The organism is Pseudomonas sp. 50_B, assembly GCF_017491625.1.
Lineage (GTDB): Bacteria > Pseudomonadota > Gammaproteobacteria > Pseudomonadales > Pseudomonadaceae > Aquipseudomonas > Aquipseudomonas danubii.
This window is the reverse complement of record NZ_JAFGYX010000018.1, coordinates 45,112-69,474: the sequence shown is the minus strand read 5'-3', so window position 1 is coordinate 69,474 and position 24,363 is coordinate 45,112. Positions and strand designations below refer to the sequence as shown.

General features: G+C 61.9%; 23 protein-coding genes. 5 read left to right on the top strand and 18 right to left on the bottom strand.

Features of this window, described 5'->3' with window-relative positions; genetic code table 11:
- The first annotated feature begins 17 nt into the window (after positions 1–17).
- Positions 18–497, top strand: a complete 480-nt coding sequence (locus tag J5M73_RS22920) for a hypothetical protein (RefSeq protein ID WP_102863806.1) — start codon at positions 18–20, stop codon at positions 495–497.
- Here J5M73_RS22920 and hemN read toward each other — a convergent pair.
- The 14 genes from hemN to ccoN (J5M73_RS22850) form a co-directional block, all read right to left on the bottom strand.
- The gene (hemN, locus tag J5M73_RS22915; RefSeq protein ID WP_102863805.1) at positions 494–1,876 is read right to left on the bottom strand and encodes an oxygen-independent coproporphyrinogen III oxidase; all 1,383 of its coding nucleotides are present in this window, start codon (positions 1,874–1,876) and stop codon (positions 494–496) included. The two genes, J5M73_RS22920 and hemN, sit on opposite strands and share 4 nt — an antisense overlap.
- A 148-nt stretch (positions 1,877–2,024) precedes the next feature.
- On the bottom strand, positions 2,025–2,708 hold the full coding sequence (locus J5M73_RS22910; RefSeq protein ID WP_102863804.1) for a sulfite exporter TauE/SafE family protein: 684 nt from the start codon (positions 2,706–2,708) through the stop codon (positions 2,025–2,027).
- Positions 2,701–2,931, bottom strand: a complete 231-nt coding sequence (ccoS, locus tag J5M73_RS22905; RefSeq protein ID WP_102863803.1) for a cbb3-type cytochrome oxidase assembly protein CcoS — start codon at positions 2,929–2,931, stop codon at positions 2,701–2,703. The genes J5M73_RS22910 and ccoS overlap by 8 nt, the downstream gene beginning before the upstream one ends.
- A 21-nt stretch (positions 2,932–2,952) precedes the next feature.
- Entirely contained in the window at positions 2,953–5,403 is a 2,451-nt protein-coding gene (locus J5M73_RS22900) for a heavy metal translocating P-type ATPase (RefSeq protein ID WP_102863802.1), read from the bottom strand.
- A gap of 100 nt (positions 5,404–5,503) precedes the next feature.
- Positions 5,504–6,040, bottom strand: coding sequence for a FixH family protein (locus tag J5M73_RS22895; RefSeq protein ID WP_102863801.1), 537 nt, complete (start codon positions 6,038–6,040; stop codon positions 5,504–5,506).
- Positions 6,041–6,058: 18 nt separating this feature from the next.
- Entirely contained in the window at positions 6,059–7,474 is a 1,416-nt protein-coding gene (ccoG, locus tag J5M73_RS22890; RefSeq protein WP_102863800.1) for a cytochrome c oxidase accessory protein CcoG, read from the bottom strand.
- A gap of 393 nt (positions 7,475–7,867) precedes the next feature.
- Complete coding sequence (gene ccoP / locus J5M73_RS22885; RefSeq protein ID WP_102863799.1) at positions 7,868–8,845, bottom strand: cytochrome-c oxidase, cbb3-type subunit III; 978 nt, start codon at positions 8,843–8,845, stop codon at positions 7,868–7,870.
- Entirely contained in the window at positions 8,842–9,027 is a 186-nt protein-coding gene (locus J5M73_RS22880; RefSeq protein ID WP_011060239.1) for a CcoQ/FixQ family Cbb3-type cytochrome c oxidase assembly chaperone, read from the bottom strand. The genes ccoP (J5M73_RS22885) and J5M73_RS22880 overlap by 4 nt, the downstream gene beginning before the upstream one ends.
- Before the next feature lie 5 nt (positions 9,028–9,032).
- Positions 9,033–9,641 carry a cytochrome-c oxidase, cbb3-type subunit II gene (gene ccoO / locus J5M73_RS22875; RefSeq protein WP_102863798.1) on the bottom strand — a complete coding sequence of 203 codons (609 nt, stop codon included), beginning with the start codon at positions 9,639–9,641 and terminating at the stop codon, positions 9,033–9,035.
- A complete protein-coding gene (gene ccoN / locus J5M73_RS22870; RefSeq protein WP_102863797.1) occupies positions 9,641–11,083 on the bottom strand; it encodes a cytochrome-c oxidase, cbb3-type subunit I in 1,443 nt (480 codons plus the stop codon). Before ccoN (J5M73_RS22870) ends, ccoO (J5M73_RS22875) begins: the two co-directional genes overlap by 1 nt.
- A gap of 496 nt (positions 11,084–11,579) precedes the next feature.
- Positions 11,580–12,527: a cytochrome-c oxidase, cbb3-type subunit III gene (ccoP, locus tag J5M73_RS22865; protein ID WP_102863796.1), complete on the bottom strand. Its 948-nt coding sequence runs from the start codon at positions 12,525–12,527 to the stop codon at positions 11,580–11,582.
- Positions 12,524–12,754: a cbb3-type cytochrome c oxidase subunit 3 gene (locus tag J5M73_RS22860; RefSeq protein ID WP_016967269.1), complete on the bottom strand. Its 231-nt coding sequence runs from the start codon at positions 12,752–12,754 to the stop codon at positions 12,524–12,526. Before J5M73_RS22860 ends, ccoP (J5M73_RS22865) begins: the two co-directional genes overlap by 4 nt.
- 3 nt (positions 12,755–12,757) lie before the next feature.
- Complete coding sequence (gene ccoO, locus J5M73_RS22855) at positions 12,758–13,366, bottom strand: cytochrome-c oxidase, cbb3-type subunit II (RefSeq protein ID WP_102863795.1); 609 nt, start codon at positions 13,364–13,366, stop codon at positions 12,758–12,760.
- Between the two features lie 10 nt (positions 13,367–13,376).
- Positions 13,377–14,801 carry a cytochrome-c oxidase, cbb3-type subunit I gene (gene ccoN / locus J5M73_RS22850; RefSeq protein ID WP_102863794.1) on the bottom strand — a complete coding sequence of 475 codons (1,425 nt, stop codon included), beginning with the start codon at positions 14,799–14,801 and terminating at the stop codon, positions 13,377–13,379.
- 99 nt (positions 14,802–14,900) lie between these two features.
- Between ccoN (J5M73_RS22850) and J5M73_RS22845 the strand changes: the two genes are divergently transcribed.
- Positions 14,901–15,596: an alpha/beta family hydrolase gene (locus J5M73_RS22845; protein ID WP_102863793.1), complete on the top strand. Its 696-nt coding sequence runs from the start codon at positions 14,901–14,903 to the stop codon at positions 15,594–15,596.
- Between the two features lie 167 nt (positions 15,597–15,763).
- Here J5M73_RS22845 and J5M73_RS22840 read toward each other — a convergent pair whose 3' ends face one another.
- Positions 15,764–17,329 carry a PAS domain-containing methyl-accepting chemotaxis protein gene (locus tag J5M73_RS22840; RefSeq protein ID WP_102863792.1) on the bottom strand — a complete coding sequence of 522 codons (1,566 nt, stop codon included), beginning with the start codon at positions 17,327–17,329 and terminating at the stop codon, positions 15,764–15,766.
- 218 nt (positions 17,330–17,547) lie between these two features.
- Complete coding sequence (locus tag J5M73_RS22835) at positions 17,548–18,339, bottom strand: CPBP family intramembrane glutamic endopeptidase (RefSeq protein WP_102863791.1); 792 nt, start codon at positions 18,337–18,339, stop codon at positions 17,548–17,550.
- Between J5M73_RS22835 and J5M73_RS22830 the strand changes: the two genes are divergently transcribed.
- Complete coding sequence (locus tag J5M73_RS22830) at positions 18,324–18,548, top strand: hypothetical protein (protein WP_207816206.1); 225 nt, start codon at positions 18,324–18,326, stop codon at positions 18,546–18,548. The two genes, J5M73_RS22835 and J5M73_RS22830, sit on opposite strands and share 16 nt — an antisense overlap.
- Here the strand turns inward: J5M73_RS22830 and acnA are convergent.
- Positions 18,518–21,259 carry an aconitate hydratase AcnA gene (gene acnA, locus J5M73_RS22825; protein ID WP_102863790.1) on the bottom strand — a complete coding sequence of 914 codons (2,742 nt, stop codon included), beginning with the start codon at positions 21,257–21,259 and terminating at the stop codon, positions 18,518–18,520. The genes J5M73_RS22830 and acnA overlap by 31 nt on opposite strands.
- A gap of 208 nt (positions 21,260–21,467) precedes the next feature.
- Between acnA and rlmM the strand changes: the two genes are divergently transcribed.
- Complete coding sequence (rlmM, locus tag J5M73_RS22820) at positions 21,468–22,541, top strand: 23S rRNA (cytidine(2498)-2'-O)-methyltransferase RlmM (RefSeq protein WP_102863789.1); 1,074 nt, start codon at positions 21,468–21,470, stop codon at positions 22,539–22,541.
- Positions 22,542–22,694: 153 nt separating this feature from the next.
- Complete coding sequence (gene tusA, locus J5M73_RS22815) at positions 22,695–22,946, top strand: sulfurtransferase TusA (RefSeq protein ID WP_047302965.1); 252 nt, start codon at positions 22,695–22,697, stop codon at positions 22,944–22,946.
- Here tusA and J5M73_RS22810 read toward each other — a convergent pair.
- Positions 22,943–24,352, bottom strand: coding sequence for an MATE family efflux transporter (locus J5M73_RS22810; RefSeq protein ID WP_102863788.1), 1,410 nt, complete (start codon positions 24,350–24,352; stop codon positions 22,943–22,945). The genes tusA and J5M73_RS22810 overlap by 4 nt on opposite strands.
- Positions 24,353–24,363: the final 11 nt, after the last annotated feature.

Here is a 24,363-nt window from a genome sequence, read left to right as displayed (position 1 = left end):
CTTGGAGAGCTGAAACTATGTCCTCTGTTGGCGGTATTACTAATGGCAGCAACAACTTGCAGCTACTTTCAGAGACCTCGAAAGGCAGTGATGACGATGAACTAAGGAACTCTCCATTAGTTGCTGAATCGGTGATCGGAGAGGGCGTCAAAGTGTCGCTGTCGGGCGTTGGATTGCAGAAATCCTCCAGTGCTGCGGGCGATGACCGTGACATCGAGGAAAGCGGCCTGCCCGAAAATATTCAACAACTCCTCAAAATGATCAGAAAATTGCAACAACAGATTGCCGAAAAGCTTGCCCGGCTTCAGGCAGTCATGGCCGACAAACACCTGAGCCCTGAAGAGGCCAAGGCGAAGGTTGCCAGCTTGCAGTCTGCCCTGGCGAGCCTGAACAGCGGTTTGCTGACCGCCAATGCCTCCCTGGCCAAGGCGATGAAAGAGGCAGGTCTGAGCCCCGAGCAGGTGATGAAGGCCGCTTCCCTGATCATGAAGTCCTAGATCACCCGGGAAAAACGCTGGCGATTCTGTTGGCCCAGGTATGCATCGAAGATCATGCACACCGAGCGCACCAACAGGCGTCCTGCTGGAAGTACGATAATCGCCTCGGCGCTGAGTTGAATCAGGCCATCTTCGGCCATCTCCTGCAGATCCGGCCATAGTTCGTTGAAGTAGCCACGAAAGTCGATATTGAATGCTTTTTCTATATCTTCGAACTTAAGACTAAAGTTGCAGATCAGTTGTTGAATAACTTCGCGGCGCAGACGGTCGTCGGTGTTGCATACCAAGCCACGACTAGTGGCCAGTTGTGCACCCGCCAAAGCATTTTGATACTGGGTCAAGTCACTGCTGTTCTGGCAGTAGAGATCCCCGATCTGACTGATGGCCGATACTCCCAGCCCAATCAAGTCGCAATGACCATGTGTGGTGTAACCCTGGAAGTTGCGTTGCAGGGTCGACTCCTCCTGGGCGATTGCCAACTCGTCATCGGGCAGGGCGAAATGGTCCATGCCGATGTAGCGATAACCAGCTGCGGTCAATTGCTCGATGGTGCGTTGCAGCATTTCCAGTTTCTCTGCCGGAGCCGGCAGCTCATTGCCATTGATCCGCCGTTGCGGCATGAAGCGCTCGGGCAGATGGGCATAGTTGAAGACTGAGAGGCGATCCGGTTGCAGGCTGATCACTTCTTCCACGGTGCGGGCGAAGTGCTCTGGTGTCTGCTTGGGCAGGCCGTAGATCAGGTCGATGTTGATGGAGCGAAATTGCAGGGTACGGGCCGCTTCGATCACGGCCCGGGTTTCCTCCAGGCTCTGCAGGCGATTGACCGCCCGTTGTACCGCCGGGTCCAGATCCTGCAGGCCAATGCTGACCCGATTGAAGCCCAGCTCCCGGAGCAGGCCCATGGTGGACCAGTCGGCTTCCCGGGGGTCGATCTCGATACCGTAATCCCCGGAATCATCGTCCAGCAGGTTGAAGTGCTTGCGCAGCAGCGCCATCAGTTGGCGCAGCTCATCGTGATTGAGAAAGGTCGGGGTGCCGCCGCCGAAGTGCAACTGCTCGACCCGCTGGTTGGGCGCCAGGTGGCAGGCGATCAGTTGCATCTCCTGTTCCAGGCGTTGCAGGTAGGGCAGGGCGCGGCTGCGATCCTTGGTGATGACCTTGTTGCAGGCGCAGTAGTAGCAGATGTTGGCGCAGAACGGGATGTGTACGTACAACGACAACGGGCGCTGGGCCTTGCGGCTGTCGCGCAGGGCGTGCAGCAGATCGAAGGCGCCGACCTGGCTGTTGAATTGCACCGCGGTCGGGTATGAGGTGTAGCGTGGTCCCGCCAGGTCATAGCGGCGGATCAGATCTGTGTCCCAACGAATGGCGTCGAGCATGCGGGAATTCCCCCGGATAGGCTGGCAGTGTTCGCGAGTCTAGGGGGTTAGGGCTGCGGCCATCTTGATTTGTATCAAGGGTGTTCGGGAGCCGCTGAGGTAGCGCCGACGGGGCGTGCAAGCCCTGTAGTCGGGCACTTTCCTGGGATCAGTGGCCCATCAGCCAGTGCTGGTGAGGACCAGGCAGGGTCCAGATGCCGAACAGCATGACCAGCAGCCCTCCGGCCATGCGCACGCTGCGACGGCGCAGCAGGGCGGTGACCCGTTCTGCCGCGAGGCCCGTGGCCAATAGCACAGGCCAGGTGCCGAGGCCGAACGCCAGCATCAGCAGAGCGCTGTCCAGAGCGTTGCCCTGGCTCGCCGACCACAGCAGGGTGCTGTACACCAAGCCGCAAGGCAGCCAGCCCCAGAGCGCACCCAGGAGCAGTGCACGAGGCAGGCTGGAAACTGGCAGCAGGCGGTTGGCGACAGGCTGGATATGCCGCCACAGGCCCCGTCCAAGGCCTTCGATGCGGGTCAGGCCGCTCCACCAGCCGGCCAGGTACAGGCCCATGGCGATCAACAGCAAGCCAGCCAGTACCCGCATGAACAGCGCCACCGGGCTGCTGGCCACGGCCCAGCCAGCCAGGCCCAGCAGCAGGCCGGCCAGGGCATAACTGAGGATGCGCCCCAGGTTGTAGGCCAGTAGCAGGCGGAAACGCCGGCTGCGTTGCTCCTGGGGAATGGCCAGGGTCAGAGCGCCCATCAGGCCGCCACACATACCCAGGCAATGCCCTCCACCCAGCAAGCCAAGGATCACCGCCGAAACCAATAGGGGAGCCAGCTCAAGCATGAGGTGGTTCCGCTTTCTTGACCGGCTCGGCGTCGTTGCCTGGCTGGCCCTTGGCTTCGTCCACCGCTGCGGTGTGGCTAGGGTCTTGATCGTCGAACAGGATGCTGTGGGCCGGGCCGTCGAGGTCGTCGTACTGACCGCTGTCGACGGCCCAGAAGAAGATATAGATGGCGATGGCCACGATCAGCAGGGCAGCCGGAATCATCACATATAGAGCTGGCATCTGGACTCCAGGCCCGGCGGCTCAGGCCGGCAACAGGCGGGTTTCGGGGGCGCCGGCGCTGTCGGCTGACTGCGGCATGCGGGTCAGGCGCAGGGCATTGAGCACCACGGTCAGGGAACTGATGGACATGCCGATTGCAGCCCAGACCGGAGTGATCCAGCCCAGGGCGGCGAACGGCAGCATCAGGCCATTGTACAGCCCGGCCCAAAGCAGGTTCTCGATGATTACCCGGCGGGTCCGGCGGGCCAGGCTGAAGGCCTGCACCAGTGCGTCCAGGCGGTTGGACAGGAGCACTGCATCGGCGCTGGTTTTGGCCAGGTCGGTGGCCGAACCCATGGCCACGCTGATGTCGGCGGCGGCCAGCACCGGCACATCGTTGACCCCGTCGCCGAGCATCAGCACTTTGCGGCCCTGTTGATGCAGCTGTTGCAGTACCTGCAGCTTGTCATCCGGGCGCAGGCCACCACGGGCCTCGTCGATCTGTAGTTCGGCTGCGACGCTGGCCACCATCGGTGAGCTGTCCCCGGACAGTAGCAGGGTATGCCAGCCGCGAGCCTTGCAGGCGGCCAGGAGGGCTGGGGCGTCGCTGCGCAGCCGGTCATCGAGCACCAGCCAGGCGAGGGCACCCTGGCTGTCGCCCAACAATAGCCACTGGCCGGCTTCATCGGGCATCGAGGGCACCGGGCAACCGCTGAGTTCGCAGACGAATGCCGGCTGGCCGATGCGCAAGCGCTGTGTGCCCACCAGGCCTTCCAGGCCCAGCCCCGGGCTGCTGGTGACCTCTTCGGCCGCTACTGGAGCACGGCCGAAAGCCCGGGCAATAGGGTGCTCGGAGCGGTTCTCCAGGGCGGCCGCGAGGCTCAGGCAGTCATCGCTGGACAGCGGCCCCAAGGGGCGAATGGCGCGCAGTGCCAGGCGTCCTTCGGTGAGGGTGCCGGTCTTGTCGAAAATCACCGTGTCGATCTGGTTCAGGCCTTCGAGCACATGGCCGCGGGTCAACAGCAGACCGAGCTTGTGCAGAGTGCCGGTGGCGGCGGTCAGGGCCGTTGGGGTGGCCAGGGACAGCGCGCAAGGGCAGGTGGCAACCAGCATGGCCAGGACGATCCAGAAGGCGCGCGAGGCATCCAGTTGCCACCACAGCAGGCCGATGGCTGCTGCAGCGATCAATGAAAACAGCAGGAACCACTGGGCCGCACGGTCGGCGACCTCCGCGAGCCGCGGTTTCTCTGCCTGAGCCCGATCCAGCAGGCGGACGATGGCGGACAGCCGGGTGTCCTGGCCCAGGGCCTGAACCTCCACCGTCAGCGCGCCTTCGACGTTCAGGGTGCCGGCAGTGACGCTATCTCCCAGGCTGCGTGGTTGCGGCAGGTACTCGCCGGTGAGCAGGGATTCGTCGATGCTCGACTGGCCGTCGAGGATCTTGCCATCGGCCGGCAGCACCGCGCCAGGATGCACCAGTACCCGGTCGCCCAGGCGCAGTTCGGTGAGCAGGATGCGTTCACTCTGGCCGTCCTGGCCCAGGCGCAGGCAGGAGGCAGGCAACAGGTTGACCAACTGCGCTGTGGCCGCCGCGGTGCGTTCCCGGGCCCGACGTTCCAGGTAGCGGCCGGCGAGAAGGAACAGTGCGAACATGCCCACAGCGTCGAAGTACAGTTCGCCGACACCGCTGATAGCGGTCCAGATTCCCGCCAGGTAGGCCCCGCCAATGGCCAGGGACACCGAGACATCCATGGTCAGGTGACGGGTGCGCAAGTCGCGCATGGCGCCCTTGAAGAAAGGTGCGCAGCTGTAGAACACGATGGGAGTGGTGAGGAACAGTGCGACCCAGCGCAGGATGGTGTGCAACTCCGGGCTCAGGTCGATATTGAATTCCGGCCAGGTGGCCATGGTCGCCATCATGGCCTGGAACCACAGCAGTCCGGCGACCCCCAGCTGGCGCAGGGCCAGGCGGTTTTCGCTGGCCAGTTGCTCGGAGGCGCGGTCCGGCTGGTAGGGGTGGGCGGCGTAGCCGATGTGCCGCAGTTCGCTGAGAACCTGGCTCAGGGGCAGTTGGCTATCGGCCCAGCGCACATGCAGGCGGTGGTTGGAAAGGTTGAGGCGGGCCTCGACCACTGCTGGCAGGCTGCGCAGGTGTTTTTCGATCAGCCAGCCACAGGCGGCGCAACTGATGCCTTCCATGAGCAGTGTGGTTTCCGCCAGCTCGCCTTCGTGGCGGACAAAGGGCTGTTGCACGTCGGCACGGTCGTACAGTGCCAATTCGTCCAGCAACTGCACAGGCAAGGCTTCGGGGTTGGCCGAGGCTTCACTGCGGTGGCTGTAGTAATGCTCCAGGCCGCCAGCAACAATGGCTTCGGCCACCGCCTGGCAGCCCGGGCAGCAGAACTCCCGAGGCTCGCCGAGCACGACGGCGGTGAACCGGCTGCCAGTGGGAACCGGCAGGGCGCAGTGGTAGCAGGGCAGTGGCGTGGTCATCGGCGGTCTTTGTGGTCGGGAAAAAACTCATCGCCGGCCAGTCGCCTGCAACCCGGGTGACGGGGAGGGCGGCGGGCCGGCGATGGACGACAGGTGTTGTTCAGTTCAGGTCTTCCGCCCCTTGTAGCGGCTCATCGCCCAGCAGCAGGTCTTTGTCGTGGCTGACTTGTTCCTCTTCGAACATGCGCCAGGTCTTGTCGCCTTCGACTCCCAGCAGCTCGACGAAGCGCCGGCCTTCGACCTGATCGCTCAACTGGCCAATGTAGCGACCTTGTTCGGTTTCGCTGCGGGTGAGGGCGATCTTGCGGTCTTTCTCGGGCTGGGTCGGCGAGATCAGGTTCAGCTCCAGGGTCTTGGGCTGGCTGTTACCGCTCAGGCGCAGTTCCACTTCGCCGGTCAGTTCGTCGAGGTGCACGTTGGCGCGCATCTTCAGGGTCTGGGCCAGCAGTTCACGGTCCAGGGAGCGGTTAATGCCCTTGCCAGCCTCGTAGTAGTTGTCGTTGACCAGGTTGTCCGGGTTGTTCACGGCAATGGTCACCATGGACAGGGTCAGGGTCACCGAGCAGGCGAGGATGCCAATGATGATCCAGGGCCAGAGGTGTTTGTACCAGGGGCTGGTGGTGGTAGCTGCGGGCATGATCACTTCTCTTGGCTCTTAACGAATTTGTGGGCCGATGAACCGGCTCTTGGCTTCAACGTGGACGCTGTCATCGTCGGCATCCTTGAGGATGAACTTCACCTCGTTGGTGGTCGATGGCAGTTGCTCTGGAGCGATGGACAGTTCCACTGGCATGCTGACGATATCGCCGGCCTCCACGTGGATCTCGCGCTTGCCTTGCAGCTTCAGGTCTGGCAGGCCAGCGGCATCGAGCACGTAGGTGTGGTCGCGCTGGTCCTTGTTCATGATCTTCAGGCTATAGACGTTTTCGATCCGGCCTTCTGAGTTTTCGCGGTACAGCACCCGGTCCTTGCTGACATCGAAGCCCACCAGCGAGCGCATGAAGAACGCGGTGACCAGCAGGCTGATCATGGCCAGTAACACCAGGGCGTAACCGATCAGGCGCGGACGCAGTTTATGGGTTTTCTGTCCGGAGAGGTTGTGTTCGGTGGTGTAGCTGATGAGTCCGCGTGGGTACTCCATCTTGTCCATGATGCTGTCGCAGGCGTCGATACAGGCGGCGCAGCCGATGCATTCGATCTGCAGGCCATCTCGGATATCGATGCCGGTGGGGCAGACCTGGACGCACATGGTGCAATCGATGCAGTCGCCCAGACCCTGGGCCTTGTAGTCGGCGCCTTTCTTGCGTGGGCCACGGCTTTCACCACGGCGCGGATCGTAGGACACGATCAGGGTGTCCTTGTCGAACATCACGCTCTGGAAGCGCGCATAGGGGCACATGTAGATGCACACTTGCTCGCGCAGCCAACCGGCGTTGCCGTAAGTGGCCAGGGTGAAAAAACCGACCCAAAAGTACGACCAGCCATCGGCCTGGCCCGTGAAGAACTCGATGACCAGTTCGCGGATGGGCGAGAAGTAGCCGACGAAGGTCATGCCGGTGACGAAGCCAATCAACAGCCAGAGGCTGTGCTTGCTGAGTTTGCGCAGGAACTTGTTGGCGCTCATGGGCGCCTTGTCCAGCTTGATGCGCTGATTGCGGTCGCCTTCGGTGACTTTCTCGCACCACATGAAAATCCAGGTCCAGACGCTCTGCGGGCAGGTGTAGCCGCACCAGATACGTCCGGCATAGACGGTGATGAAGAACAGGCCGAAAGCGGCAATGATCAACAATCCCGAGAGCAGGATGAAGTCCTGGGGCCAGAACGTGGCGCCAAAGATGAAGAACTTACGTTCCGGCAGGTTCCACCAGACGGCCTGGTGACCACCCCAGTTGAGCCACACGGTGCCGAAGTACAGCAGGAATAATCCGGCGCCGCCCAGCATGCGCAGATTGCGGAACAGGCCAGTGAAGGCGCGGGTGTAGATTTTTTCCCTGGAGGCGTAGAGGTCGACGCTGTTGGTCGCGTTTTTGGCAGGCGGGGTAACGTCTTGTACGGGAATCTGGTTGCTCATCATTGCATCCCACGGCAGTGGAAAAATGCCTCGGCCAGTACATGCCGGCCGGGGTCAAAAGGGGTGTTGCAGTGGCGCAATGATACGCCTGTAGCTCTAGCGCAAGGGTGCGACCTTTGGTCGCGTTGGGGGAAATCAACTGATGGTGTAATGACTTGAATCAATTGACTTACGAATTATGGACCCATTTGCAGGCGGCGCCGTTCAATTCTTCCAGGGAGTGATCAGGCGGACTCCGCAGGCCTCAAAGTCCTTCTTGTTCTAGAAAGGTTACTACCGGGTTGCCGGGAAGGGTGATCCACCGTCGAGCACCAGCCGATGCAAGGCGCAAACAAAACGGCCCCGTCAATTTTCATTGGCGGGGCCGTTGGGTATTGCTTTCAGGCGTCGGTCTTACTCGGCGTCGGCCTGCTTGTTACCGTGGGACAGGCTGTAGACATAGGCGGCCAGCAGGTGAACCTTGTCATTGCCTTGCAGTTGTTCCTGGGCAGGCATCACGCCCTGACGGCCATGACGAATGGTCTGCTGCAGTTGGGCGAAGCTCGAGCCGTAGATGAAGGCTGCCGGGTGAGTCAGGTTCGGGGCGCCCATGGCTGGTGTGCCTTTGCCTTCCGGACCGTGGCAGACCGCGCAGTTGGCGGCGAACAGCTTCTGACCATTGACCGGGTCGGCCTTGATGCCTTCCGGCAACTTGCGGCCGTCGAGGTTGGTCAGGACATAAGCGGCAACGTCACTGACGCCCTGTTCCTTGATCACGTCCACCCAGGCCGGCATCACCGCGTGGCGACCGCCCATGATGGAGGCCTTGATGGTTTCCGGCTCGCCGCCCCAACGCCAGTCGGCGTCAGTCAGGTTAGGGAAGCCATAGGCGCCCTTGGCGTCGGAACCGTGGCAGACCGAGCAGTTGGACGCGAACAGGCGACCGCCCATTTTCAGGGCTTGCGGGTCCTTGGCCACTTCTTCGATAGGCATGGCGGCGTACTTGGCGAAGATCGGACCGAACTTGGCGTCTGACTTGGCCATTTCCTTTTCCCACTCATGCACACCGGTCCAGCCGGGCTGGCCGTTGGCAAACGGGGTCTGCTTCTCGTTATCGAGGTAGTTGTAGCCCGGCAGGACGCCTTTCCAGTTGCCCAGGCCCGGGTACAGCACCAGGTAACCCAGGGCGAAGACGATGGTGCCGACAAACAGCATGAACCACCACTGTGGCAGCGGGTTGTCGTACTCCTCGATCCCGTCGAAGGAGTGGCCGACCGTCTCGTCGGTCTGCTCGGTGCGCTGGCCCTTGCGGGTCGACAGCAGCAGCCAGGTCAGGGCGAAGATGGTACCCAGACTGAGGACTGTGACGTACAGACTCCAGAACGTAGTCATTCTTTGTTACTCCTAGAAGCTTGCTCGACGTGCTTGATGGCGTCGGGATCATCCGCGAACGGCAGCAAGGTCGCGTCTTCAAACTCGGACTTGCGCTTGGGGCTGAACACCCAGAGCGCCAAGCCGATGAAGGCCACCATCACAACAAGGGTGCCCAGGCCACGAATCATCCCGATATCCATCTAGATCACCGTTTGCTTTTGATGATGGTGCCCAGGCCTTGCAGATAGGCCACCAGCGCGTCCATTTCGGTTTTGCCCTTCACAGCATCCTGAGCGCCGGCGATGTCTTCGTCGGTGTAAGGGACGCCGAGTGTGCGCAAGACTTCCATTTTCTTCGCGGTGTCTTTGCCGTCGAGCTTGTTTTCTACGAGGAACGGATAAGCCGGCATCTTCGACTCGGGGACCACGTTGCGCGGGTTGTACAAGTGCGCACGCTGCCAGTCATCGGAGTAGCGGCCGCCGACACGGGCCAGGTCCGGGCCGGTACGCTTGGAACCCCACAGGAACGGGTGGTCCCAGACGCTTTCACCGGCCACCGAGTAGTGGCCATAGCGTTCGGTTTCAGCGCGGAACGGACGGATCATCTGCGAGTGGCAGCCGACACAGCCGTTGGCGATGTAAACGTCGCGACCTTCCAGTTCCAACGCGGTGCGCGGCTTCATGCCCTCCACCGGCTTGTTGGTAACGTCCTGGAAGAACAGCGGGACGATCTGGGTCAGGCCGCCGATGCTGACGGCGATGACCATGAAGAAGGCCAGTAGGCCAATGTTCTTCTCGACTACTTCGTGCTTCATCAGTGAGCTCCAACTACAGCGATCTGAGCGGCGGCTTCAGCTTCAGCCGGGTTCGAGGCGCGAACGGTGCGGAACACGTTGTACGCCATGATCAGCATGCCGGCGGCGAAGAACGCACCGCCCAGAGCGCGGACGATAAAGCCCGGGTGACTGGCTTGCAGCGCTTCGACGAAGGAGTAGGTGAGGGTGCCGTCATCGTTGATTGCACGCCACATCAGGCCCTGGGTAATGCCGTTGACCCACATCGAGGCGATGTAGAGCACGGTACCGATGGTGGCCAGCCAGAAGTGGGTGTTGATCAGGCCGGTGCTGTGCATCTGCTGACGACCGAAGACTTTCGGGATCAGGTGGTACAGGGCGCCGATGGAGATCATTGCTACCCAGCCCAGAGCGCCAGCGTGTACGTGGCCGATGGTCCAGTCGGTGTAGTGCGAGAGCGAGTTGACGGTCTTGATCGCCATCATCGGACCTTCGAAGGTCGACATGCCGTAGAACGCCAGGGACACCACCAGGAAGCGCAGGATCGGGTCGGTGCGCAGCTTATGCCAGGCACCCGACAGGGTCATCATGCCGTTGATCATGCCGCCCCAGCTGGGTGCCAGCAGGATGATCGACATGGCCATGCCCAGGGACTGGGCCCAATCCGGCAGTGCGGTGTAGTGCAGGTGGTGCGGACCGGCCCAGATGTACAGGGTGATCAGCGCCCAGAAGTGCACGATGGACAGGCGATAGGAGTAGATCGGACGCTCGGCCTGCTTGGGTACGAAGTAGTACATCATCCCCAGGAAGCCGGTGGTCAGGAAGAAGCCCACGGCGTTGTGGCCATACCACCACTGGATCATGGCGTCAGTCGCACCGGCATAGGCCGAATAGGACTTGAAGAAGCTGACCGGCAGGGAGGCGTGGTTGACGATGTGCAGCATCGCGGTCACCACGATGAAGGCACCGTAGAACCAGTTACCGACGTAGATGTGCTTGGTCTTGCGCTTGGTGATGGTGCCAAAGAACACCAGGCCGTAGGTGACCCAGACGATCGCCAGCAGGATAGCCAGGGGCCATTCCAGTTCGGCGTATTCCTTGGTGGTGGTGTAACCCAGTGGCAGGGTCACGATCGCGCCGACGATCACTGCTTGCCAACCCCAGAAGGTGAAGGCCGCAAGGCTGTCGGAAATCAGTCGCGTCTGGCAGGTTCGCTGCACGACATAGTAAGAGGTGGCAAACAATGCACATCCACCGAAGGCGAAGATCACCAGGTTGGTGTGCAGCGGGCGCAGGCGTCCAAAGGTCGTCCATGGCAGATCGAAGTTCAACTCCGGCCAGACCAGTTGCGAGGCGATGAAGACACCGAGCCCCATGCCAAGGATCCCCCAGACCACCGTCATGATGGCGAACTGGCGGACTACCTTATAGTTATAAGCAGTCGGACTGATTGCTGTGCTCATTCTAAGGTTCCACGGTTTGGGTGTTTTATTAGGGATAAAAATCGGCCGCAAGTATGGAGAAAGCAGGGGGTCATTGCAACGCGCCATGACCTGGGTCAATGCGTTCCATGCCTGATTCTGCGGCCTTTCCCTATGCCGAGTAGGGACAAAAATTGCCCTCGGACAAAATGTCGCAGTGGACAAAAAACTTGGGGTGTCAGGTCAGTTGTAACCGGGTGTGTGGAAGTCCGCGGATCAGCTGACAGGTGGTAAGCCTGTCGACAGCCGGTATAAACCAGCCTTTGCGGCCTGTCATCGAGCGAAAGCTTCGAACGTCAAGGATACCGATGGCCTGTGACCGGTCATTGCCAGTCCACTTCGGGGCAAGCTTAGACCTGATTCGGATCAGTGCAAAGGCGGTGGGGGAGAGGGGTGCGACACTTGGTCGCAAAGAGGCAGGAGGGAAAGCTTCAAGCGGCAAGCTGCAAGTGAAATCTCGCAGCTTGCCGTTGATCTTTTACTGGTCGCTTTCTGCTTGTGGCTTGTTGCTGTTGTGGTGGGAGAGGCTGTACACGTAGGCGGCCAGCAGTTGCACCTTGTCATTGCCGAGCAGTTCGCTCTGCGCCGGCATATGACCCTGGCGACCGTGGCGGATGGTCTGCTGCAGTTGCGCCAGGCTGGTGCCGTAGATGAAGCCGGCAGGCTGGGTCAGGTCGGGCGCGCCCATGATCTGGGTGCCCTTGCCGTCGGCGCCGTGACAGGCCACGCAGGTGGTGCTGAACGCTTGCTGCCCGGCCACCAGGTCGGCGTCGCTGTCCGCTGGCAGGGGCAGGCCGGCCAGTTCGTGACGGACATAAGCCGCTACGTTCTTCACGCCTGCTTCCTTGAGTACTTCACCCCAGGCCGGCATGGCCGCCATGCGGCCGCCCATGATGGTGGCCTTGATGGTGTCGGCGCTGCCGCCCCACCGCCAGTTGTCGTCCGCCAGGTTGGGGAAGCCGAAGGCACCCTTGGCGTCAGAGCCGTGGCACACCGAGCAGTTGGACGCGAACAGGCGTCCGCCCATCTTCAGTGCTTGTGGGTCCTTGGCCACTTCTTCCACGGGCATGGCTGCGAATTTGGCGAAGATCGGCCCAAATTTCACATCCGCCTTGGCCATTTCCTTTTCCCATTCCTTGGTCTGGGTCCAGCCGTCTTCATAGCCCGGCAGAATGCCTTTCCAGTTGCCCAGGCCCGGGTAGAGGATCAGGTAGCCCACGGAAAACACCAGGGTCCCGGCGAACAGCAGGAACCACCATTGCGGCAGGGGGTTGTCGTACTCCTCGATGCCATCGAAAGCGTGGCCCATGGTCTGGTCCACGCTGCCCTTGGTTTCACCCTTGCGGGTGCCGACCAGCAGCCAGGTCAGGCCGATCAGGCTGCCGATGGTCAGTACGCAGATCCACGTACTCCAGAAGGTGGTCATGGCCGAATGCTCCTTGTTGCAGGCTCTTGAGGTTGAGCGTCATCAGTTGTATTGCCGGCCGGTGCCGCACCCGGCATCGGGTCGTCGGCGAAGGGCAGCAGGCGTGCCTGGGCAAACTCGGGATTGCGTTTTGAGTTGAACACCCAGATCGACAGACCGACGAAGGCGATCATCACCACCAGGGTCCCGAGCCCGCGGATCATGCCGCTATCGAGTTCAAAACCCATGGCTCACCTCTTGCTCTTGATCGCAGTGCCAAGCACTTGCAGGTAGGACACCAGGGCGTCCATCTCGGTCTTGCCCTTGAGCGAGGCGGTGGCCCCGGCGATGTCGTCGTCGGTATAGGGCACGCCGAGGGTGCGCATGACCTTGAGCTTGGTTTCGGTATGGCTGCTGTCCACCGCTGCTGTCACCAGCCACGGGTAGGCCGGCATCTTCGACTCGGGCACAACGTTGCGCGGGTTGTACAAGTGCGCACGGTGCCAGTCATCGGAGTAGCGGCCGCCGACACGGGCCAGGTCCGGACCGGTACGCTTGGAGCCCCACAGGAACGGGTGGTCCCAGACGCTTTCACCAGCCACCGAGTAGTGACCGTAACGTTCGGTTTCAGCGCGGAACGGACGGATCATCTGCGAATGGCACTGTACGCAGCCTTCGCGGATGTAGATGTCGCGGCCTTCCAGTTGCAGGGCGGTGTAGGGCTTCATGCCTTCCACCGGCTTGTTGGTGACGTCCTGGAAGAACAGCGGGACGATCTGGGTCAGACCGCCGATGCTCACCGCGAAGACCATCAGCAGCATCAGCAGGCCGACGTTTTTTTCAATCGTTTCGTGTTTCATGGCGGACTCCTCAGGCCATCTGCGCAGCGGCGTTGACTTCGGCTGGCACGGCGGCACGCACGGTGCGCCAGGTGTTGTAGGCCATCAGGAACATGCCGCTGAGGAAGATCGCACCACCGACCAGTCGCACGATGAAGCCTGGGTGGCTGGCCACCAGGGTTTCGACGAAGGAGTAGGTGAGGGTGCCGTCTTCGTTGACTGCACGCCACATCAGGCCCTGGGCGATACCGTTGACCCACATCGAGGCGATGTAGAGCACGGTACCGATGGTGGCCAGCCAGAAGTGGGTGTTGATCAGGCCGGTGCTGTACATCTGCTCGCGACCGAAGACTTTCGGGATCAGGTGGTACAGCGCGCCGATGGAGATCATCGCCACCCAGCCCAGAGCGCCGGCGTGAACGTGGCCGATGGTCCAGTCGGTGTAGTGGGACAGGGCGTTGACGGTCTTGATCGCCATCATCGGACCTTCGAAGGTCGACATGCCGTAGAACGCCAGGGACACCACCAAGAAGCGCAGGATCGGGTCGCTGCGCAACTTATGCCAGGCACCCGAGAGAGTCATCATCCCGTTGATCATGCCGCCCCAGCTTGGCGCCAGCAGTACCAGGGACATCACCATCCCCAGGGACTGAGCCCAGTCCGGCAGTGCGGTGTAGTGCAGGTGGTGCGGACCGGCCCAGATGTACAGGGTGATCAGTGCCCAGAAGTGCACGATGGACAAGCGATAGGAATACACCGGACGCTCGGCCTGCTTGGGTACGAAGTAGTACATCATCCCCAGGAAGCCCGCGGTCAGGAAGAAGCCCACGGCGTTGTGGCCGTACCACCACTGCACCATTGCATCGGTCGCACCGGCATACACCGAGTAGGACTTGGTGAAGCTGACCGGCAGTTCCAGGTTGTTGACGATGTGCAGGATGGCCACGGTGATGATGAAGGAGCCGAAGAACCAGTTACCCACATAGATGTGTTTGGTCTTGCGCTGCATCACGGTGCCGAAGAACACAATGGCGTAGGCCACCCAGACAATGGTGATCAGGATATCGATCGGCCATTCCAGTTCGGCGTATTCCTTGGAGCTGGTGTAGCCCAGTGGCAGGCTGATAGCCGCCAAGAGGATGACCAACTGCCAGCCCCAGAAGCAGAACGCGGCGATTTTCGGCGCGAACAACTGAGTCTGACAGGTGCGTTGCACCGAGTAGAACGAGCTGGCAAACAGTGCGCAGCCGCCAAAGGCGAAGATCACCGCGTTGGTGTGCAACGGACGTAGACGGCCGAAGCTGGTCCACGGTAGGTCGAAGTTGAGTTCAGGCCAGACCAACTGGGCAGCGAGAAAAACCCCGAGCCCCATGCCGACGATGCCCCACACCACCGTCATAATGGCGAATTGGCGGACCACCTTGTAGTTGTAGGCGGTACTGATAGAAGTGTTCATGGTTCCCCATCCACGGTTCAGCTGAAGTGAAAGCGACTGCGCACGGCAAGGCGCGCTCACTTCGTCTGGAGTTATAGGCAGACTAAAAGCGAGGCAAGCATGAGCAATGAGCACAAGGCCAGTATTGACGGGGATCAATGGGCGCAGTGCGTGCGGAAACGGGGCTGGTTATGGGAGGTCGCCGCTGTTGCCAGCCCGTTGCAGGCTCCGACCCTGATCCTGGCCCATGGTGCCGGCGCGCCGATGGACAGCGGCTTCATGAACGACATCGCTGTACGCCTTGCCGGGCATGGGGTGAACGTCTTGCGCTTCGAGTTTCCCTACATGGCCCAGCGGCGCCTGGATGGCGGCAAGCGCCCGCCCAACCCGGCACCCAAACTCCTGGAGTGCTGGCGCGAGGTGCATGCCTTGGTGCGACCTTATGTCACTGGGGTTCTGGCGGTGGGCGGCAAGTCCATGGGCGGACGCATGGCCAGTTTGCTGGCCGATGAATTGGCTGCCGATGCCCTGGTGTGCCTGGGCTATCCCTTCTATGCCACCGGCAAGCCTGAGAAGCCGCGGGTGGCGCACTTGGCCGAACTGGCCACGCCGAGCTTGATCGTGCAGGGCGAGCGTGACGCCCTGGGCAATCGCCAGGCGGTCGAAGCCTACTCACTGGTGCCCAGTATCGAGCTGTACTGGCTGGCGGCCGCTGATCACGATCTCAAGCCCCTGAAGGCCTCAGGCTTCACCCATGAGCAGCACCTGGAGTCTGCGGCGACCAAGGTCGCTGCGTTCCTGCAAACACTGGCCTGATCCTGTAGGTGCGAGCTTGCTCGCGAAGCGCTCACCCGGCCCTCGAATTGGTATCGCGGCGTAGATCTGTCGCGAGCAAGCTCGCTCCTGCGGCTGTTGGGCGAGTTCGCAGGCATAAAAAAACCGCAAGCCGGTGCTTGCGGTTTTTTTGTCGCCGGCCCGGGGGCTTAGCGGTTGAAACGCTCCACCAGCGAGTACTGGGTGTGGGCGGTGCGGGTCAGGGCTTCGCTGAGTTCGGCCGAGTGCTGGGCCTGCTCCGAAGTCTGGTCCGCCAGTTGCGCGATGGTGCTGATGTTGCGGCTGATCTCTTCGGCCACCGAGCTTTGCTCTTCGGTGGCGGCAGCGATCTGGGTGGTCATGTCGGTGATGTTGGCCACCGCTTCACTGATGCCCACCAGCGCCTGGTCGGCTTCCAGCACTCGCGCCACGCCTTCTTCGGCCTGACGGTGACCGGCGTCCATGGTTTGCACGGCGGTGGCGGCGGTTTGTTGCAGCTTGGCGATCAGGGTGTGGATCTGCCCGGTGGACTCGCTGGTGCGTTGCGCCAGCTGGCGCACTTCATCGGCGACCACGGCAAAGCCGCGGCCCATTTCCCCGGCGCGTGCCGCTTCGATGGCCGCGTTCAAGGCCAGCAGGTTGGTCTGGTCGGCGATGCCCTTGATCACGTCCACCACGCCGCCGATCTCGTCGCTGTCCTTGGCCAGCTGGGTCACGGTCAGGCCGGTTTCGCCCACCACCACCGACAGGCGCTGGATTGCTTCACGGGTTTCCCCGGCGATGTCCCGGCCACGACCGGTGAGGCGATTGGCTTCCTGGGTGGCGTCGGCGGTGCGTTGCACGTGGCTGGCCACTTCCTGGGTGGTGGCGGCCATCTGGTTGACTGCGGTGGCCACTTGCTCGGTCTCGACCCGCTGACGTTCCAGGCCGCTGGAGCTGTTGTGGGCCAGGGTATCGGACTGGCGAGCCTGCTCGTTGAGGTGCTCGGCGGTGTCCTGCAGGCGGGTCAGGCAGGTCTTCAGGCGCGCTTCCTGGCTCAGGATCGACATTTCCAGGCGTGCCTGGGCGCCGCGGCTGTCGGTGTACATCTGGGCGATCAGCGGGTCGGAGGTGGTCTGCTCGGCCAGGCGCAACAGGCGCTTGAGGCCGCGTTGCTGCCAGCTCAGGCCCAGCAGGCCCAGCGGCACCGAGAGCGCCGCCGCCAGGGCAAAGCCCCAGTGGGAGTTGAGCCAGGCGCCGATCATGAAGCTCAGTTGGCTGACCAGAATGAAGGGCAGCCAGTCCTGCAGCACCGGTAGCCACTTGTCACGCTTGGGAATGGCCGACTTGCCGGAGTTGATACGCTGGTAAAGCGCTTCGGCGCGGCGCACTTGTTCGGCGGTGGGCTTGACCCGTACCGATTCGTAACCCACCACCTGGTTGCCTTCGAACACCGGAGTCACATAGGCGTTGACCCAGTAGTGGTCGCCGGTCTTGCAGCGGTTCTTGACGATGCCCATCCATGGCAAGCCTTGTTTCAAGGTGCCCCACATGTGCGCGAACACTGCCGCTGGGACATCAGGGTGACGGACCAGGTTGTGCGGCGCGCGAACCAGTTCTTCACGGGAGAACCCACTGATCTCGACAAAGGCATCGTTGCAGTAGGTGATCACGCCTTTGGCGTCGGTGGTGGAAATCAACCGTTGTTGAGCCGGGAAGGTACGTTCGCGCTGAGTGACAGGCTGGTTATTACGCATGGTTTTTCAATCCGCAAGGCTTTGATGGGTTGTCGGCCGCTTCAGCCGATTATTGAAATTATTTTTCAATAATCGGCGCTGGGTCTCATTAGGCAGAAGCTGTCGCTTGCAAAATGCGCCACCGAGGTTCCGATGGCGTTGGCGAGGCGTTAATCATTGATCTTCTTCCTTGATAGTCAATTGTCCTGAAGTACTGGTTTGGGCAACTTTTCGCTGGGTTATCCGGCGAGCATCGGATAGCTGAACAGGCCGAAATGCAGCAGATTGAGACCGAAGTGCGTGGCAATCGCCGCACCCAGGCCCCCAAAGCGATAGGCCAGACCGTAGCCGACCCCGGCGATGGTCGCCAGTAGGGTCCATTGCCAGCCAGCACCCAGGTGTACCAGGCCAAATAACAGGGCCGCACACAGCAGTGCCAGGTTCTCACCATAGGGAAGGGCCTTGAATTTACGGCTCAGGCCGCCCTGGATGTAACCCCGGAACAGCGCTTCCTCCACCAGGGTGACCAGCAGCAGATTGTTCAGCACCCACAACCAGGCCTGATCCGGCCATTTCGGCGCCCAACTGATGATTCCCAGCAGCAATGCTCCGCCCAATGCGGCGATTGCGCACAACGTCAGGGCCAGAACCGTTGCGTAGAACGACAGACGTAGCGAGCGCCGACCGACGATCCAGGGGCAGACCAAGAGCAGCCAGAAGCCGATCAGCGGTTTGTCCTGATTCAGGTACATGGAGAAGGGCACGGCGTCGTCGGTAAAGCGCTGCGGGTCGATGGCCCGGCCGTTGTAGAAGCCTGGCAGCCAGTGCATGGCCAGAGCCAGGGCGAGCACCACGAACAGGCCGTGGCCCAGGTATTGGCCGATGCGGCTGCGTTGCTGGCGTACGGCAAATCCGGCGCAGAGCAGCAGGAAGATCGAGAGGGCGGCCAGCAGCCCCAGTTGCCCGTAGCTCAGGGCCAGTGCGTAGCCGATAGAAAGGAGTGCCAGATACATCCATGGCAAAGCGGTCATGTGGAATCCTTGTTGCAAAAGAAAGAGGTATTGCAGAAACGTTGTTCAGCGGCGGATCTGTAGTCGCCATTGCGACCGGTGAGTCAGCTTTGGCGGGCGGCAAGTATAACCAGCTGAGTTTTGTTCGACAGACCGACGAAAAACACCGCCCTGAGGCGGTGTTTTATTTCGTGGTGGATCAGGATGCAATCAGTTGGCGCAACACGTAGTGCAGGATCCCTCCGGACTTGAAGTACTCGACTTCGTTCAGCGTATCGATGCGGCACAGCACCTCGATTTTCTCCTGGCTGCCATCCTCACGGGTGATCACCAGGGGCAGGTTCATCCGCGGGGTCAGTTCCACGTCGCTCAGGCCGAGGATGTCCAGGGTCTCCTTGCCGGTGAGTTTCAGGCTCTTGCGGTTCTGGTCGAGCTTGAACTGCAAGGGCAAGACCCCCATGCCCACCAGATTGGAGCGATGGATGCGCTCGAAGCTTTCGGCGATCACCGCCTTGACCCCCAGCAGGTTGGTGCCCTTGGCGGCCCAGTCACGGCTGGAGCCGGTGCCGTATTCCTGACCGGCGATGACCACCAGCGGCGTGCCCGAGGCCTGATATTTCATGGCCGCGTCGTAGATCGGCATTTTCTCGCCGCTGGGGATGTAGAGCGTATTGCCGCCTTCTTCGCCGCCGAGCATTTCGTTGCGGATGCGGATGTTGGCGAAGGTGCCGCGCATCATCACTTGGTGATTGCCCCGACGCGAGCCGTAGGAGTTGAAGTCTCGCGGTTCCACGCCCTTGTCCCGCAGGTAGCGCCCGGCCGGGCTGTCGGCCTTGATGTTGCCGGCGGGAGAGATGTGGTCGGTGGTCACCGAGTCCCCCAGCAGCGCCAGCACCCGTGCACCGTTGACGTCCTTGATTTCCGGCAGGGGGCCGGCAATGTCGTCGAAGAAGGGAGGGTGCTGGATATAGGTCGAGTCGCCCTGCCAGACATAAGTGGCCGCCTGTGGCACTTCAATGGCTTGCCATTGGGCGTCACCGGCAAACACCTCGGCGTATTCCTTGTGGAACATCCGTGTGTTGACCTGGGCCACGGCCTCGGCGATTTCCTGGCTGCTGGGCCAGATGTCCCGCAGGTACACCGGCTGGCCGTCCTTGCCGTGCCCCAGGGGCTCGCTGCTGAGGTCGATGCGCACCGTACCGGCCAGGGCATAGGCCACCACCAGCGGCGGCGAGGCCAGCCAGTTGGTTTTGACCAGAGGATGGACCCGGCCCTCGAAGTTGCGGTTTCCCGATAGCACCGAAGCCACGGTGAGATCGGCCTGCTGAATGGCTTTTTCGATCGGCTCCTGCAGCGGTCCGGAGTTGCCGATGCAGGTGGTGCAACCATAGCCCACCAGATCGAAGCCCAGTTGGTCCAGGTAAGGCGTAAGTCCGGCGGCTTTATAGTAGTCAGTCACCACCTTGGAGCCTGGAGCCAGCGAACTCTTGACCCAGGGTTTGCGCTGCAGGCCCTTTTCCACGGCTTTCTTGGCCACCAGGCCTGCCGCCATCATCACGCTAGGGTTGGAGGTGTTGGTGCAGGAGGTGATGGCGGCGATCACCACCGCGCCGTTTTTCAGGCGATAGGTCTGGCCTGCATCCTGGTAGTCGGCTTCGCCCACCAGGTCGGCATTGCCCACGGCGACACCGCCGCCGCCCTCGCTTTCCAGGCGACCTTCTTCCTTGCTGGTGGGCTTGAACTGCAGGTCGAGGAAGTCGGTGAAGGCTTGGGCCACATTGGGCAGCGCAACCCGGTCTTGTGGCCGTTTGGGGCCGGCGAGACTGGCCTCCACGGTGCCCATGTCCAAGGCCAGGCTGTCGGTGAACACCGGCTCCTTGCCCGGCAGGCGCCACAGGCCCTGGGCCTTGCTATAGGCCTCCACCAGTTTCACCAACTCGGCAGGGCGCCCGGACAGGCGCAGGTAATCCAGGGTGATGTCGTCCACTGGGAAGAAGCCGCAGGTGGCGCCATATTCCGGGGCCATGTTGGCAATGGTGGCGCGGTCTGCCAGGGGCAGGTCGGCCAGGCCATCGCCATAGAACTCGACGAACTTGCCCACTACGCCCTTCTTGCGCAGCATCTGGGTCACCGTCAGCACCAGATCGGTGGCGGTGATGCCTTCCTTGAGCTTGCCGGTGAGTTTGAAGCCGATGACTTCCGGAATCAGCATCGACACCGGCTGGCCGAGCATCGCCGCTTCTGCCTCGATCCCGCCCACGCCCCAGCCCAGCACGCCGAGGCCGTTGATCATGGTGGTGTGGGAGTCGGTGCCCACCAGGGTGTCGGGGAAGGCGTAGGTGCGGCCATCCTCGTCCTTGGTCCAGACCGTGCGCCCCAGGTATTCCAGATTGACCTGGTGACAGATGCCTGTACCCGGCGGCACCACGCTGAAGTTGTCGAAGGCGCTCTGGCCCCAGCGCAGGAAGGCATAGCGTTCGCCGTTGCGCTGCATCTCGATGTCGACGTTCTGTTCGAAGGCGCTACTGCTGGCGAACTTGTCCACCATCACCGAGTGGTCGATCACCAGATCCACCGGGGACAGCGGGTTGATCCGTTGTGGATCGCCACCGGCCTTGGCCATGGCAGCGCGCATGGCGGCCAGGTCAACCACGGCGGGCACACCGGTAAAGTCCTGCATCAGGACGCGAGCGGGTCGGTATTGGATCTCCCGGTCGGAGCGACGCTCCTTGAGCCAGGCGGCGAGGGCCTTGAGGTCGGCGCCGGTGACGGTCTTGTCGTCTTCCCAGCGCAGCAGGTTTTCCAGCAGGACTTTCAGCGACATGGGCAGGGCGTCGATATCGCCCAGGCTCTTGGCGGCGTCCGGCAGGCTGAAATAGTGATAAGTCTTGTCGTCGACTTTTAGGGTTTTAAGGGTTTTCAGGCTATCGAGGGATGGCATTGAATGACTCCTTGTGGCCCGCACGGCTACGGGCCTGTGATACGGACAGAGGGTTAACCTAGCTCTGTTTGGGGCTTATAGCTAATCACTGGACTCCTGGGGTCAGTCCAAGGTTCCGAACTCGGTTATGATGCGCCGGTTTTCGTGACAGGCTTTGCTACAGGGCAGGTTTGCGCATCGATTCGTCGCCATTTGCCCAGGAGATTCAATGAACACCCTGTTTATCCATTGCCGGCCCGGTTTCGAGGGCGAAGTCTGCTCCGAGATCGCCGACCACGCGGCTCGGCTGAATGTCGCCGGCTACGCCAAGGCCAAGCCCAGCACTGCCTGCGCCGAGTTCATCTGCACCGAGGACGATGGCGCCCAGCGCCTGATGCAGGGGCTGCGCTTTGCCGAACTGATCTTCCCCCGGCAGTGGGCCCGCGGCGGCTTCATCGAGTTGCCGGAAACCGACCGCATTAGCGTGATCCTGGCCTACCTGGCCGGCTTTCCCCAGTGCGGCAGCCTGTGGCTGGAGGTGGTGGATACCAATGACGGCAAGGAATTGTCGAACTTCTGCAAAAAGTTCGAAGGTCCGCTGCGCAAGGCCCTGAGCGCTGCCGGCAAGCTGGTGGAGGATGCCGCCAAGCCGCGCTTGCTGTTGACCTTCAAGAGTGGGCGTGAAGTCTTTGTCGGCCTGGCGGATGCCGGCAACTCGGCCATGTGGCCGATGGGCATTCCACGCTTGAAGTTCCCCCGGGAAGCGCCAAGCCGTTCGACCCTGAAACTGGAAGAGGCCTGGCACCACTTCATCCCCCGGGATCAGTGGGATGAGCGTTTGCACAGCGACATGACCGGGGTCGATCTGGGTGCGGCGCCAGGGGGCTGGACCTGGCAGTTGGTCAATCGCGGCATGCTGGTGACCGCCGTCGATAACGGCCCTATGGCTGAAAGCCTGATGGACACTGGCCTGGTGCAACACCTGATGGCGGACGGCTTTACCTTCAAGCCGCGACAGCCGGTGGACTGGATGGTCTGCGACATCGTCGAGAAGCCGGCGCGCAACGCCGCACTTCTGGAAACCTGGATCGGCGAGGGCCATTGCCGCGAGGCCGTGGTCAACCTGAAGCTGCCGATGAAGCAGCGTTATGCCGAAGTGAAGCGTTTGCTGGAGCGGATTGAAGAGGGCTTCAAGGCGCGGGGAATTCGGGTGGCGATTGGCTGCAAGCAGCTGTATCACGACCGCGAGGAAGTGACCTGCCATCTGCGGCGCCTGGATGTGAAAAAGCCCAAATCGGCGTAGCCCTCGTCATAGCGTCGGATGCCCCGCAGGAGCCCGCTTCTACATAAGCAGGCTCCTGGGCGTGGGGTGTTGTGGCGACGCCCGCAGGAGCCCGCAACTGATGACCCGATGGCACCATTGCGCGACAATGGCCGCCTGTTTCAGGAGTGAACCATGAGTCAAATCATCGATACGCCGGTTGACGGCACCCTCGACGCCACCGGCCTTAATTGCCCCGAGCCGGTGATGATGCTGCACCAGCACATTCGCGACCTGCCCGCAGGCGGGCTGCTGAAGGTGATCGCCACCGACCCTTCCACCCGCCGCGACATTCCCAAGTTCTGCGTGTTCCTCGACCACGAACTGGTGGCGCAGCAGGAAGAGGCCGGCACCTACCTCTACTGGATTCGCAAGAAGCTCGATTAACCCGCCGAACGGCCGATGCGGATCTGCTTGCGCGCACTGCGTGTCAGGCGGATCAACAGCATCAGCGCGGCGCAGGTCAAGCCGGCAATCAACCCCTCCCACAGACCGCTCGGGCCCCGGGCCGCTCCGAACCAATCGGTCAGGCCCAGGGCGTAGCCCACCGGCAAACCAATCCCCCAGTAAGCGAACAGGGTCAGGATCATGGTCACCCGAGTGTCCTGATAGCCGCGCAGTGCGCCAGCGGCGGTGACCTGAATGCCATCGGAAAACTGGAACAATGCCGAGTACACGATGAGCATCGAGGCTACCTGGATCACCATCGGGTCGTTGGTGTAGATCGAGGCGATGGGTTCACGCAGCAGGTACATCAGGCTTGCCGACAGGCAGGCGTAGGCCAGTGCCGCGCCCATGCCGACTCCGGCGCTGAAGCGTGCGTCGCGCGGTTGCTGACGGCCCAGAGACTGGCCGACCCGCACCGTTACGGCCATGGCCAGGGAGTAGGGGATCATGAACATCAGGGCGCTGACGTTGAGGGCAATCTGGTGTCCGGCCACTACCGTGGCACCCAGGCTGCCGATCAACAGGGCGATGACCGCGAAGATGCTCGACTCGGCGAACACCGCGATGCCGATGGGCAGGCCGACACTCACCAGGCATTTGATCACCGCCCATTGTGGCCAGTCGAACCGGCTGAACAGCTGGATCTTGCGATAGGCCGGTGCCCAGTGAACCCAGCCGGCCATGCCCAGCATCATGGCCCACATCACGATCGCCGTGGCCCAGCCACAGCCGACGCCGCCCATGGCCGGCACACCGAAGTGGCCATAAATGAAGATGTAGTTGATGGGGATGTTGAGGGCCAGGCCACAAAGCCCGATGACCATGCTCGGCACTGTGCGGCCCAGGCCGTCGCTCAAGCAGCGCAGCACGTAGTACAGCGCTACAGCCGGCAGGCCGCTGGCGATGCCATGCAGATAACCCATGCAGGGCTTGATCAGTTCCGGATCAACCTTCATCAGGTGCAGTATCGGTTCGGCGCTGATCAATATCAGCGTGGCCGAGAGGCCCGTCACTACCGCCAGCCACAGGGCCTGGCGCACCACTGGACTGATCTCGTGCAGCTTGCCGGCACCAAAGCGCTGGGCCACTTTGGGTGTGGTGGCCAGCAGGGTGCCGGTCATCAGCAGGAACACTGGAATCCAGATTGAGTTGCCCAGGGCTACGGCCGCGAGATCCCGCGGACTGACCCGACCGGCCATGACGGCATCGACAAAGCCCATGGCGGTGGTGGCCACCTGGGCAATCATGATGGGCAGGGCCAGTCGCAGCAGGTCGTGCAGTTCGCGGCCAACCCGTGCAGGGCGGCTGGTGGCTGGGGTGATGGGTGTGTCGGTCACGGAATTCACGGGGCGTAGCG